Origin of the sequence: Photobacterium sp. NCIMB 13483 (assembly GCF_003025475.1) — a bacterium.
GTDB lineage: Bacteria > Pseudomonadota > Gammaproteobacteria > Enterobacterales > Vibrionaceae > Photobacterium > Photobacterium piscicola.
The window spans coordinates 1-14,128 of sequence record NZ_PYLV01000020.1 but is presented as its reverse complement, the minus strand read 5'-3'; the positions used below and the strand labels follow the sequence as shown (position 1 = coordinate 14,128).

General features: G+C 37.6%; 8 protein-coding genes. 5 read left to right on the top strand and 3 right to left on the bottom strand.

The features are described 5' to 3' along the window. Positions 1-5: 5 nt before the first annotated feature. A complete protein-coding gene (locus C9I86_RS14700) occupies positions 6-935 on the bottom strand; it encodes a helix-turn-helix transcriptional regulator (RefSeq protein ID WP_080156496.1) in 930 nt (309 codons plus the stop codon). Positions 936-1,402: 467 nt separating this feature from the next. Between C9I86_RS14700 and C9I86_RS14695 the strand changes: the two genes are divergently transcribed. Continuing rightward, positions 1,403-2,635 carry a serine/threonine protein kinase gene (locus tag C9I86_RS14695; RefSeq protein WP_080156497.1) on the top strand — a complete coding sequence of 411 codons (1,233 nt, stop codon included), beginning with the start codon at positions 1,403-1,405 and terminating at the stop codon, positions 2,633-2,635. Positions 2,636-2,948: 313 nt separating this feature from the next. On the opposite strand, the gene C9I86_RS14690 is transcribed toward C9I86_RS14695, so the two are convergent. Both C9I86_RS14690 and C9I86_RS14685 read right to left on the bottom strand, forming a co-directional pair. Then, entirely contained in the window at positions 2,949-5,228 is a 2,280-nt protein-coding gene (locus C9I86_RS14690) for a patatin-like phospholipase family protein (protein WP_107276751.1), read from the bottom strand. 139 nt (positions 5,229-5,367) lie between these two features. Further along, positions 5,368-7,368, bottom strand: a complete 2,001-nt coding sequence (locus tag C9I86_RS14685; RefSeq protein WP_080156499.1) for a replication initiator protein RctB domain-containing protein — start codon at positions 7,366-7,368, stop codon at positions 5,368-5,370. A gap of 1,338 nt (positions 7,369-8,706) precedes the next feature. Here C9I86_RS14685 and C9I86_RS14680 point away from each other — a divergent pair. From C9I86_RS14680 to C9I86_RS14665, 4 genes are all read left to right on the top strand, one after another. After that, a complete protein-coding gene (locus tag C9I86_RS14680; protein ID WP_080156500.1) occupies positions 8,707-9,921 on the top strand; it encodes an AAA family ATPase in 1,215 nt (404 codons plus the stop codon). Positions 9,922-9,928: 7 nt separating this feature from the next. After that, the gene (locus C9I86_RS14675) at positions 9,929-10,903 is read left to right on the top strand and encodes a ParB/RepB/Spo0J family partition protein (RefSeq protein ID WP_080156501.1); all 975 of its coding nucleotides are present in this window, start codon (positions 9,929-9,931) and stop codon (positions 10,901-10,903) included. Positions 10,904-11,004: 101 nt separating this feature from the next. Next, on the top strand, positions 11,005-13,134 hold the full coding sequence (locus C9I86_RS14670; protein ID WP_107276750.1) for a tRNA(Met) cytidine acetyltransferase TmcA: 2,130 nt from the start codon (positions 11,005-11,007) through the stop codon (positions 13,132-13,134). Between the two features lie 12 nt (positions 13,135-13,146). Further along, complete coding sequence (locus tag C9I86_RS14665) at positions 13,147-13,893, top strand: phosphatase (RefSeq protein WP_080156503.1); 747 nt, start codon at positions 13,147-13,149, stop codon at positions 13,891-13,893. Positions 13,894-14,128 lie beyond the last annotated feature (235 nt).

The following is a 14,128-nucleotide window of genomic DNA, read 5'->3' as shown; positions in this document are numbered from 1 at the left end:
TGTTATTAGGGCGCAATCGAAGCACTGGTTTGCCAATGATGTAATTGCTTTTGTAATTGCCCTTGTATTGATTGAGATGTATCGATATTTTCCCGTAATGATAAATGATTCACTCGATAATGCCGCGGTGTTACATGTAATAACGTTTTAAACTTTTCATTAAAATTTGATAATGATGAAAATCCGACTTCAGCACCAATATGTGCAATAGTCCAATCTGTTGAGACTAAATATCTTGCTGCTTGTTTCACCCGCTGTTCAATTAAGTATTGTCGAAACGTCACCCCTAGATGAGTATGGAAAAAACGTGAAAACGTACTTTCCGCCATGTGTAATTGCTGGGCGACGATAGTAACAGTTAATGGCTCAGCAAGATTTGTCGCAATATATTGCAATACAATATCAACCCGATTTTCGGTTCTTTTGGTGGTAGAAAAAGTAATAGGGTGGCTTTCTAAGCATTGCTGCGATGGTGTTTTCGTTAACTGATCCAGTAGCATTAATATATTCAGTAGCTGCTTAAAATCAAAGGAGTTTTCTATATTATCCATAATTTCAAATACAGTTTCTAACCCCCCACTATCAAATAACAAACCTTGTTTCGCATTATCCAGCATGTTTTTTATATTGGTAAATTGAATACTATCAATAAAAGTTTGCCCTAAAGCATTTAAACGAAAATGCAGTACGTCTCCCGCACTGTCATTATTATTTAGCGCTTCACCACTTATTTTAAATGGATTGAATGGTGCGATTAAGACTAGCTGTCCAACAACTAATGGTATATCAGTGGAAGACAAATAAAGAGTGCCACCATTTTGTTGGGGGCGAATCAATATATAATCAGCTCCAAAAATAAACTGTTTATTCTCAATCAATGGCTGTAAATCGAACATTAAAAATTTAGGTGTATTTGCAATGACCCTTTGATACATAACCTACCCTCCTTGAATCACTCCATTATTACAATTTTATGCTATAGAGCTAGATGCTTTAGTCCAAAGTGAGCGGCTATTCACTGGCACGATATAGTCTTTTTTAAATTATGTGATATTCCATCGAGCTTTTTAAGTAATAACTGAAATGAGCATATTCAGAGTGCCATAAAAATCGGTCAGAGCCATTGTTATGTGTTATCCCCACTAAAAAGTGATAACAACCGCTATAAATACCATCATCAGCATATAATCGACATTTATCGGCATAACTTCGCTATAAAATCAGTTTTAAAGGCGCATTATAAAACCATTGAAGAGCACAACTCATGATCTTCAACAGCGAGAGGCAGCGACATAACACATTGTTAAATAGAAGAATAAACATTCGTTATCGTAAGTAAAACTAACAATGTGCCAATACACACTGTTTCAATACAACTATTCGTTCTCATGGAGAATTTGCAATGAGTATTTCAAACGATTTTTATCCAAATGCTTCTTTACCGCTTGAGCGCAAAGAATCAGGTGTGCCTTATGTTAGACCGGGATTACATGTCGAGTCTTATAACGATTTTGATCCTCTTCGTCATGTTATTGTTGGTATTGCTGATAACCAACATATTCCAGAAGCTTGCCCCGCTAGTAATGAAAAGATCCCTGCTGATTCACCAATGCGTGGTAGTAAAGCAGGTCGCCGTACTCAAGAGTCCATTGATCGTGCAAACGAATGTTTAAATGGTTTTGCGCAGATCCTTGAAAACCGTGGCATCATTGTTGACCGTCCAGGCGCCGTTGACTGGCATGATCGTATCAATACTCCCGATTTTTCAATCAGCTCAGGCTTTGGTTGCATGCCTCCTCGTGATTGCTTGCTTACTATGGGTAAAAGTATTCTAATGGCACCCATGAGCTTTAGAAGCCGTTATTTTGAATATTTGGCATACACTGATCTTCTTCGTGAATATTTTGAATCAGATCAAAAATGTATGATCGAACAAGCACCACGCCCACGTTTATCTGACGATAGTTTCCGTATGGATTATGTTGCTGCTTATGAATATTTATCTGATGAAGAAACAATGGCGCGTTCATTAAATAAAGAATACAGCACCAAAGAAACAGATATTTTATTTGATGCCGCAGATGTCATGCGCTTAGGTAAAGATATCTTTGTTCAACATGGCTTAACCACTAACTTAGCCGGTATTCACTGGATCAAGCGTAAATATGAGCCAATGGGATACCGTATCCATACATTAAGTTTTGCAGATAATCACCCAATTCATATTGATGCTACATTCTGTCCTTTACGCCCAGGTCTAATGTTGCTTAATCCACATCGGCCATTATTTGCCGGCCAACGTGAAATTTTTGAAAAGAATGATTGGCAAATTGTTGAAGCCGTTAAACCTGCATGGGATAACCCACCACCACTTTGTTATTCAAGTACGTGGCTATCAATGAATACATTGATCATTGACCATAAAACAGTGTGTGTTGAAGCCAGCGAAAAAGCACAAATGGAGCAATTTGATAAACTCGGCTTTAACGTTATTCCGGTTGATTTACGTGATGCGTATGCATTTGGTGGTGGTTTACACTGTGCAACGGCTGATGTATGGCGTGAAGGTAAGTGTGAAGATTATTTCCCTAATCAGTTTAGTGGTTCACATAATATTGAGCATTGGGAATACTAAATAATCATCCTATTATTCGCCCTTTATTAATTACTATTATTAAGGGGCGTTTTTGTGCGTGTATTCAATCAAATTAATAACAAAAAAAAACGAGCCTCAAGAGACTCGAAAAAATCATATAATACTTTTAAATATTTTATTGTTAATCTATTTATATCCATATAAACAGAGAATAAATAAATAAAAGCAAAAAGTGTATCGCTAACGATTATCAACTAAATTCACTTTAATTTGTCAAATATATGTAAAGTATTAAATGGATATTCACAATTGAATATCCATCGTTAATAAATAAACATTAATACATTTATATTTACAATGTCCCTCCGAGTGAAAGGTAGAATGAGCTTTCACCCGTGGATGTCTGACCATAACTTAAATAAACAGGCCCTAAAATGGAATCTACGGCAACATACACACTGCCAGCAGTAATCGCACTGTGCCAACTCATGGCTGATGTGCGATCCCATACGCCACCTTTTTCAAGTGAACCGCCAACATATACCGGAAACTTAAATGCTCCAAAATTATTATCAATAACACGATAACGGTATATTAAACTGGTTAAAGCACTATAACGACCATTTAACTCATAACGATGATAGCCCGATAAATTAAATAATCCTCCAAGATCTTGAGCGTAGATAGGTAATAAATTATCAGCATCTGAACCAGCAGTTTTTATTGAAAATACCATTGTATGTTTATCGTATGTGAATGGTTTAATTATCGATAAATTATAATATACCGTGTCACCAGACTCTGATTCACCTGACGTTGGTCGACGTAAGGTATTACTATAGCCAATCTCACCATTTAAATAAGAACCATAAGATGGAAAGAAGAAGCTATCTAAATCATCATAAGTAAGATCTAAATATGGTCCATATAAATCATAGTTTTCTTTACTATCCAATGCTGATACCGCAATACTACCTGTTTGACCTTTATACCCTAATGTTAATGCTGCCCATGGTCTTATATTCCATCCCATTTCAGCGTAAGCATTAGTTTGATTATATTTCGCATCAATATTTTTTAGATCTTCTGTATTTAAATTATAAGCATTAAAATTATCAAATCGACGAATTTCATTACTCGTTGCAGCGCCAAAAGCAGTAAAGAAATGTTGTTGATAATCTATCGGAAAATATAGTTCAGTTGAAATATCCTTCCAACTCCCCAGTTTCCACTCAAGTAACCACTCTCCACCTTTATCGGTAAGATCAGTATAAATATATTGTGCGCCAAAAGAAAAATCAGATCGGCTTTCAAAATCATCTTCAAACGCCAGTGTAAAGTTTAAGTATCCAGGCCCCCAAGATTTTTCATTAATATCCATCACTAAAATATTTTTATTATCTTTTTGCTTTATTGAATAATTAATTCGCCCATAGATATCTTCACTCTGTAAGCGTTTCACAGATTGTTCTAATTCATTATTAGAAATCACTTTACCTGTTTTTAATTCTAGTTGTGCTAATAATGTTTTATCCGGTAAATTAGTATTATTGATGATTTCAATATCATCAATAAAATATGAGTCATGTGCAGATAATTTCACTCGTCTCATATTTTTTTCTTTATTATATTTAGCATAATCAGAAGTTGATAATTGATAGCGTAATAAACGAGGAAGTGATGCTTGGGCTATTTTCCGTCCCGCTTGATAAGCCTGATCTAATTTATCAAAATCAGCTGCAGTCATAAAAGAAACATTGGGTTGTAAATAAATATCATTCGGCTTCATTAAGCTTTTCTGATAGTCAGCACTGGCATTAGTCATAAAGGTCGTTAACTGTGACACAATATTTAAAGCGCTGTCTAAATCTTTTTTAGGCATTAAACTATCACGTAAATCCACCGCAATAATAACCTCAGCGCCAAGCTGCTTTGCCACATCAACAGGCATATTATTAACGACCCCACCATCAACAAGTAACTTACCATCGAGGTGAACGGGTTTTAATGCGCCAGGCACCGTCATTGATGCTTGCATTGCAGTGGCTAAATTACCAGAGCCAATAATAACAGGGGTTACCTTCGTTATATCCGTCGCAACACTGCGGTATGGAATAGCGAGTTGATCAAAGGTTTTTAATGCCGGTAAATTAACGGTAAGTTGGCGTAAAATAACAGCGAGCCCTTGGCCTTGAAATGCACCAGGGCGAGATTTAAACTCACCATTAATATCCAAACCTAAATCAGTATGTAATTGATAAGTATCGCCTTGTTTCTTTCTTCGTAACGATAGATCATTACGACTAGCCCTATCGATATAACCCGTATTCCAGTTAATATCAAATGTTCGTTGTTTAACTTCGTGAGCAGACAGCCCCATGGCATACATGCCACCGACATAGGCTCCCATACTCGTACCAGTCACAATATCAACTGGAATACGATTTTCTTCAAGAACTTCCAGTACGCCAATATGGGCCGCACCCTTTGCACCACCGCCACTAAGCACTACACCAATTTTAGGACGCTCAATAACAGGACGATCTGCTGTTGCAGCATAGACATTAACAGTTGATGTACTCACAAAAATACAACATAAAATACTGCTAAAATTCTTTTTACTAAACAACATCGTCTAACTCCGCTAACAATAATACTTAGTATAACGTAATACACATCAAAGTATTACGTGTTAACCCTTTAGCAGTATTAAAACAAAAAGAGCGTCGATAAACACGCTCTTTCTCTATTCAGCTATCACTATTTATGTTTTAAATTCCTTTTGCGACATCATCTAAGGCTGTTAATACTTGATCGGTTATATGACCTTCATGAACCAATTTACATACTTTTCGACGTACCGCTAAACCTGAAATTAAGCGTTCAATGGATAAATGGCGTTCATCTTGACGGCTATTGTACAGCTCAACCGTTTTACTGAGCGTTTCATAACTAACACGCTCCCCTGCGACATGAAGCCAATCAAGCTTCTCTAAATACCCCTGACACTCTTCTGTAATCGTAGTAGCTGGATGACCAGTCATTGCAGACAACGCCGTAATACTGCGTTGTAGCGCCTCAGAAGAGGTATATTTAGATAAAACGATAGTAAGTTCATCTGCATTTATTTCAACTAAATGCTTACGCAGCTTAATACGACGTCCTAACCGCCCTCGAGGTCGAGGTTCTTTACGTTGGATTGGTTCAAATTCGCCATCAATAATCGCGGATAACTGATCTAGTGCTTGTTTAGGCATAATCTCATTACGTAATGGATTTGGCATCGTTGGTGCCATATTACGTTTGCCTTCATTAGTGGTTTTCGCACGAGAATAACGAATAACTTCTTCAGCATCAGATTTAATATCTATTCGATAATCCGTATAACGTTTATCAACATCATCAGCCGAAATCGTTAAATGATAACCCCATAAATTAACCGCAAACATCGTCTCGGTCACTTTACCTTCTGCCAGTTTTTTTAATTCACGAATAATATCCGAAGAAAAACGACGCCATTCAATATTTCTAGCAAGTTTTTGATTCAATTCACTTAATAGCATTGAATCAACAACGCGACGTGACATGCGGCTTCTAAAAAACGTGTACAGTTGAAACACTAAAGTATGTTGACGTAAAATCTCTGGTGGGAACAAGAAGAAATAATCACGGGTGAGTAATTCATCAAAAAAGGAAGGTTCCCACACTAAAATATACAAGTTAGGTTTGATGCGAATCTCACCATCGTCACCTTCTTGAGGCGCTTCTTCTGATGCTGTGATCGTACGAGCAATAAATCTAAACCGATCACTTTTAAAACCTTCTGGCATATTTTCACTCAGCCAACGACCGGTTAATTCATGCAACTGAAAATCTGTAAATTCGATACGATCAATACTTTCGCGAATAGAATCACGAGCAGGGCCACTGTCTTTTTTACCACGTAAAGCTAAAATATCAGTGATATAAACAGGGGTTTTATTTGCCATTGAGCGGAGTTGGATCTCATAATCCGCAAGATGATGATCGTGATATTGTACGGTTAGCGTAAACAACGCAAATAACGTCATAAGATCATCAACAGTCATGATCGATTTTGAAGATCGTGTTTCAATGATCGCTTTGGTGCCACTGATCGCAACCATTGCTTTTTGATAACTTTTCTTTGTTCGTGGTGGCGCTAAAGCTTGATCGATAATACCAGCCCAACTTGTTGGCGATACCACAATTTGATCGGCTTCATCTGGCATCGATGGTGGAGTACCTAAACCATATTCAGTCAATAAGCGACGGTTAACATGATTTTGGGCTAATGCCTTAGACCGCTTTTGTTTTTCACGTTGCTTAAATTGATCTGATAGTAAACTACCAGTACCAAGCTGAGAGATGAGTAGTGCTGGATTAATAAAGTGATGCAGCATAGTTTTACCAGCAAGGCCTTCTTCAAATCGCACTGGCTGTTGATTAAATAGCCCAACACTGACAGCTGCCCGTAAACGTTGCTGAATAGCAGCGCGGGTTAACTGGCCTTCTGTTGCTTCAATAAGTTCAGTTGTTGAAACCATACCATCTTGGCTTGATAAGCCACGTAATGAAATTAAATTCAACAGTTCGATAATACTTTTGGTTACACCTTTAAAATGCTGGTATTGGGGTAACCAATCAACCAAATTTGCAGGGATCACAAATAAATGACCATCTTTGTGTGATCTTGGCGCTTCGATCAATATCTTATCAATCGGATTTTTTTTAGTATTTCGAACGGAATTCATTTGTCATTAGCCGTAGAAGCATCATCTTTCCGTAGAGATTAATAGAAAAAGATCAATAAATAAAGTTTTTTATTTAAAGATTTTAAAACTGATCTTTATGATTAAATCTGATCTTATTGATTATATGATCTAATGATCAGGTGAGAAAATTTGTTGTAACTGTATGTTTATAATGATTATTATTTTACAGGCAGTTGGAACGATGATCAACAGAAGTACAGAAACATGATCATATAGCGCTAGAAAGCATGATCATCATAGCACTGGAAAGATGATCATTATAAAGCTGAAAACATGATCATAATAATAATGAAAGCATGATCATCATTGATTATCACCTTTTCCACAAAGTTATCCACAACTAAGATGTGAGAGCACGTATTTATTGGTGTTGATTGTTATTTTCAGTGTTATCGATAGCCTTTTTTTACTGGAAAGATGATCATGTTGGTGTGTTTTCAAGTTTTTGGGGCATATTTATGCTTGTATTGCTTCTCGCAAATGCTTTTTTAAGTTGAATTGACACTTAATTGAGATGACATTCAACGTAAACCAATGTGGATTTGTCATGTATCCGCCATTGGATCAATGATCATCGTGTATTTGGTGTATTTCAATTCTCCATATTGAAGAAATTAAGCGGTTGTTTAGTAGATTTTAAATGACAGCTATGAAGCCCCAACCCTTATTGAATCAGCGTTCCCCGTAGTTTATCTTCAATTTTACATGCTTCCGTGTTGTTAACTCAATAATTGTGATCATTGAACTTTATCTTGATCATTTTTCCGCTATTAAGTGAGTCTAAAAGTACGGTTTACAGGTCTATATTAGCAATTATCTTTGCTTGATCATCGTTTCATCTTTTGTTCTTCTTTGTTGGAACAATGATCAAGTAATCATGAGCTTTTATGAATTCACTGAATATGATTTCAGGTTGTTTTTAGTTTTATTTTGCTTTTTTTTACTTTTTACTAATGAAATTGGGTGATTTCACTAGCAAATAGAATAAAATCTTTCATCGACTCTTTTTTATATTGAAATGACATTATCCGTAAATTATCACTATTTTTTCATTGTTCCGCTAATAATGCAGATGAGTTGAATTTACATTGTAAACTTGTGACACTGTAACAGTTTTGCGAAATGGGTTTAATGAGGTAGATTAGGTTGGATTTTTGAGTAGATTGAAGTCTAAAAACCTTATTTTTTTATGCTTTTTGCATTAATCGATGTTTTTTAGTTGAGATTGGTATTACATGTTTTTGTTCAGCTTTTTATTGTTTACAGTGTGTTTTATTGTACAATAGAGGCAGTCTATTATCATGGCGAAGAGTACTAATGAATAGGGAACAGACGATACAAAATTTGCTCAATATTGCAGAGCAAACTAAACAAGTACAAGCGGATCGTATTGAAATTGTTTTAGAAGAGCGTCGCGAGGAAGTTTTTCCACCAATGTCAAAAGCATTAATGGAAACGCGCTCAGGTTTAACTCGTCGCAAGTTAGATGATGCAATTTCACGTATGGAAGCGACTGGGCATCAATTTACAAAAAATAAAGCAAATCACTATTCAATTACCCTTGAAGAAGCACATCAGTTGATGGAGTCAGCAAAAAAGCCTGCTTTTTATCAACGAGAAGGCGCTGGACGTAAACCTTGGGTGGTGAATGTCCAGAATCAGAAAGGTGGTACTGGAAAATCGATGACAGCGGTGCACATCGCTGCTTGTTTAGCCTTAGATTTAGATAAGCGTTACAGAATTTGTCTTATTGACCTTGATCCTCAAGGATCGTTACGTTTATTTCTTAATCCATTGATTAGTATAGGTAAACAAGAGACTATTTATTCAGCAGTGGACGTAATGTTAGATAACGTGCCGGAAGGTGTGTTAACGGATAAGCATTTTGTAATGGATAATGTGGTAATGCCAACCCAATATCCGAATCTTAAAACCATTGCAGCTTTCCCTGAAGATGCGATGTTCAATGCTGATGCATGGCAAGATTTGGCTGTAAATCAAGATCTTGATATCGTGCGTTTACTTAAAGAAAAAGTGATTGATCCGATTGCTGATGAGTTCGATATCATCATGATTGATACGGGTCCTCATATTGATCCATTAGTTTGGAATGCAATGTATGCATCAAATGCGTTGATCATTCCTTGTGCTGCTAAACGTTTAGACTGGGCATCAACCGTTAACTTCTTTCAGCATTTACCCACTGTTTATGAGATGTTTCCAGAAGATTGGCACGGATTAGAATTCATTCGTCTGATGCCAACGATGTTTGAAGACGATAATAAAAAGCAAGTTTCAGTATTAACCGAAATGAATTACTTGTTACGTGAGCAAGTAATGATGGCGACAGTACCACGAAGCCGCGCTTTTGAGACATGTGCAGACACTTATAGCACTGTTTTTGACCTTACTGCGGCTGAATTTGAGGGCGGTAAGAAGACCCTTTCTACGGCTCAAGAAGCCATTCAGCGTGTTGGTCTTGAATTAGAACGTGTTATGCACAGCCACTGGGCAAACTTGAACGAGGAGTAATTGACAGATGGCAATTAAAACTACAGATCTTAATGCACGTTTATTTGGTAAAGCCGATAAACGTCGTGCGACCAATGTTACAGAAGCACAAACAGCAGCCCGTGATAAAGCCGCTGTGATTGAATTAGCTGTTGCTGGCGAAGATACTGTTGCTTTTGAATTAGTAAAAGTAAACGCAGATGATATCAGCACACAAACGATCGTTTTTGCTGAAAATGCGCGTGAGCAAGCTTTTTTAAATGAGCATGCTCTTGCTGATATTTTAGTAACGTTAAAAGATCGTGGCCAGCAATATCCCGCCGTTGGTCGTTGGCTTGATGATGGTCGTATTGAAGTATTAGACGGTAGCCGCCGTCGTATGTCTTGTATTATTGCTCATAAAGATTTTCTAATTTATGTCGCTAAAGGCATCAATACTGAGCATGCTAAATTTTTGTCCGATGTTGCGAACGCGCATAAGCCATTATCTTTATTTGAACGTGGTAAAGAAATGCAGTCGCTGTTAGATACTGGCAAAGTTGCTGATCAAAAAGAACTGGCTAAGTATTTACAGTGCAGTGAAGCATTAGTGAGTGGTGCACTAAAAGCTGCAAGTTTACCGATGGAATTATTGATGGCTTATCCTAGTGTGGGTGAACTTGGTCGTCCTACTATTGTTAAACTTCACCGTATTTTCTTTGGTTTAAATCACGAACAACAGCAACACATGATTGCTGATTTGAGCGGTGATAATGCAGCATTATGGAAGACGATTAACGCACAAGGCATTAGCCGTATTACGCGTGAAGTAACAGGTAAATTAGAACAATTAGGTGAGCAATTACATCCTAAGACAGTGATTGAGAAGCCAACATCGCAAGATTTAATTAAGGGTAAAGTCTCTTATATGCGTGATGGTGATAAGTTACAGCTTAAATTGAAAAAGATGAGTGATCGTCAAATCAATGATGTACTGGCTTATTTAAATGATTATCTAAAGTAACGTTTATTTTACTTAATAAAAGCCACGCAATTATGCGTGGTTTTTTTATGCCTGTTGTGGCTGTGTTATGATCTGTAGGTCATTTATTTATGGATCTATTTATGTCGGCGCAGTTAGATATTTTCTTCGCTCAACTTCAGCAACAATTATCACACCATTTTTGTCGTCAGTTAATTGTCTTAGAAGGCGATTGCGAATGGGCAACGACAATGGCAACTGTTATTGGTAAGCACTTTTCACAACGATTATGGGCTGGGGATAATGCGCCAATGTCATTTGTGCCTTCATCTCTTAAACAGTCAAAGCAATGGCTTGGGCAAGAGTTTGATATGGTGGCTATCAACGCATTAGATGGATTGAATGCAAATACACTCGGTGCACTTTCTGGCACCGTTAAAGGTGGGGGTATTCTTGTTATTATTACGCCACCAACATGGCGACTTGCTAATATTAGCTCTCATTTTTATCATCGTTTAGGTCGTTTGTTTTTAGAGCCTGAGGTTATGCTTATTCAGCAGTCACAACTTGTCGAGTTATTATCTTTAGCTGTGATACCTGATGACTTATCTTCTTCTCAAATATTTACGGATGCTAATGTTCAACGAGGGTGTTTAACTGCAGGCCAAGTAGACGCAGTGGATGCGATTATTAAAGTTGTGACCGGCCATAGTAAACGTCCATTAGTGTTGTCTGCTGATCGTGGTCGAGGTAAATCGGCGGCGCTTGGTATTGCTGCTGCTGAATTATTACAAACACGAACAATTAAAATCGCTGTTACGGCTCCTTCTTTTGCTTGTGCGGATACGGTATTTAAACTTGCTAAATTACGCTTAGCAACGGCGCTACAACCACATCGACATCAATTACATTTTGGCGCTAGCCAGTTAGAATTTGTAGCCGCTGATGAAATAGTTAACCGCGCATCAGAATTTGATTTTATTATGGTGGATGAAGCTGCCGCTATTCCAGCATCTATCTTAATGGCGTTACTTTCTCATCATAATCGATTAATTTTTGCGACGACTATTCATGGTTATGAAGGTACTGGGCGTGGGTTTGAAATTAAATTCAAACAACAATTAACAATTAAAATGCCACAGTGGCGCAGTTATCATTTAGAACAACCTATTCGCTGGGCTGTTGGCGATCCGCTTGAAGCTTGGATTTTTAAAGCGTTGTTATTATCCGCCGAAGCCCCGAATTGTACTGTGCTTGATGTTGGTTCTGATGTCGCTGCGATTGAATATTCTGTGTTACCGGCCTCTGAATTAGCGGCTAATGAAAACTTATTAAACCAACTGTTTGGTTTATTGATTAACGCCCATTACCAAACCTCACCCAATGATATTCAACAACTGCTAGATGATCCTGAGCTATCCCTGATTGTTGCGTTACAAGCGAAGACAATTATTGGTTGTTGTGTTGTGTCTAAAGAAGGTGGATTTGATGCTGAACTTGCACAATTAGTGATGCAAGGTAAACGTCGTCCACAAGGGCATTTATTGGCTCAATCCTTAGCGGCTCATTTAGGTTATGCGATTGCGGCCGAGCAGCGTTGTTATCGTATATTACGTATTGCTGTTGCTGATAGTTTTCAACAACAAGGTATTGGTACCCATTTGGTGGACGCTGTTTTACAACAAGCACAGAATGAAAACATTGACTATATCGGTACAAGCTTTGGTGCGGCTAATGAGCTTGTGGATTTTTGGTGTCATTGTTCATTACGGCCGTTGCGGTTAGGAATCACTAAAGATGCAGCGAGTGGTCTCCATTCTTTATTGTTTGTTAAACCGTTATCAAGCGCTGCGTTATTATGGTTTGATGAGGCGGTTGCTTTGTTCAGTGCATCTTTTATTTGCCAGCGAGTTGAACAATTTAGTCAGCTTGATAGCCAATTGTTTTTTAAATTATATTCTCAAAATGTTCAGCAACCATTGAATTATGGCTTATCACAGATACAGATTGAACATCAGCTACAAACCTTTATTCAAGGTGGACTTGGTTATGATGTCGTGGTTGCTAGTCTTGAAAGCTGGCTCTCACAGTATTTGTTGCAAGATGATTGTGCTTGGAATGATGATGTCGGCTTTGCGGTAGCTAAGATTTTGCAAAAACAAACTTGGTCAGCGGTGGGGGAGCGATATCATTTAGCCAGTCGTAAAGTTGCTCAGCAGCATTTACGAAATATAGTTGCTCGTTATTATTCTTTATCTTCTCAAGTTTATTAGAGGTTTTTCATTATGCAAATTCAAGTTGATACACATACACATACATTATCCAGTGGTCATGCTTATAGTACAATCATTGAAAATGCCCAAGCTGCTGCGGCAAAGGGATTAAAAATGTTTTGTAATACTGACCATGCTTCTTTAATGCCTGGTGCTCCTCATTTCTGGTATTTTGCGAATCAACGTGTACTTCCTCGATTTCTTGAAGGTGTCGCTGTTTTACGTGGTGTTGAGGCAAATATCAAGAATACTGCGGGTGAGGTCGATCTTGATAATACCGTTTTAGCGAAATTAGATTGGGTGATAGCGAGTTTGCATGAGCCCGTTTTTAAACCGATGACGAAAAGTGATCATACTGAAGCATTGATTAATGCAATACAGTCAGGCGTGGTTGATGCGATCGGTCACCCTGGAAATCCTAATTATGATTTTGACTTTGAAGCCGTCATTCGTATTGCCGCTAAGAATAATGTGTTAGTTGAAATCAATAACTCATCATTGGGCCGCTCTCGTGTTGGTAGTGCACCTCGATGTGAAGATATTGCTGCACTAGCAAAAGAACTTGGGGCTCGAATTACGACTGGGTCTGATGCTCATTTTGCGGCGGATGTTGGTAACTTCTCAAGCATTAAGACTTTGTTAGCACATGTTGATTTTCCGCAGGAATTAATTGTGACTCAATGCCCTGAAACATTCTTAGCATTCTTAACTGAGCGTGGAAAGTCTGTTGCTGAACAATATGAAAATCATAAATGGTGATCAGATAATGTTTTGGTTTACAGTGTAAACTGAGACTTAATTATATTTACAGTGTAAATCGTCATATTAATTTACACTGTAAATATTATAATTCTAGCCAACAACTACAGCCAACAACTACAGCCAACAACTACAGCCAACAACTACAGCCAACAACTACAGCCAACAACTACAGCCAACAACTACAGCCAACAACTACAGCCAACAACTACAGCCAACAACTACAGCCAACAAC

What these genes read in the sequence shown, in the direction of transcription:
- C9I86_RS14670 (WP_107276750.1), top strand. Translation starts at nt 11,005, where the DNA reads ATGTCGGCGCAGTTAGATATTTTCTTCGCTCAACTTCAGCAACAATTA.
- C9I86_RS14665 (WP_080156503.1), top strand. Translation starts at nt 13,147, where the DNA reads ATGCAAATTCAAGTTGATACACATACACATACATTATCCAGTGGTCAT.
- C9I86_RS14700 (WP_080156496.1), bottom strand. Translation starts at nt 935, where the DNA reads ATGTATCAAAGGGTCATTGCAAATACACCTAAATTTTTAATGTTCGAT.
- C9I86_RS14675 (WP_080156501.1), top strand. Translation starts at nt 9,929, where the DNA reads ATGGCAATTAAAACTACAGATCTTAATGCACGTTTATTTGGTAAAGCC.
- C9I86_RS14685 (WP_080156499.1), bottom strand. Translation starts at nt 7,368, where the DNA reads ATGAATTCCGTTCGAAATACTAAAAAAAATCCGATTGATAAGATATTG.
- C9I86_RS14690 (WP_107276751.1), bottom strand. Translation starts at nt 5,228, where the DNA reads ATGTTGTTTAGTAAAAAGAATTTTAGCAGTATTTTATGTTGTATTTTT.
- C9I86_RS14680 (WP_080156500.1), top strand. Translation starts at nt 8,707, where the DNA reads ATGAATAGGGAACAGACGATACAAAATTTGCTCAATATTGCAGAGCAA.
- C9I86_RS14695 (WP_080156497.1), top strand. Translation starts at nt 1,403, where the DNA reads ATGAGTATTTCAAACGATTTTTATCCAAATGCTTCTTTACCGCTTGAG.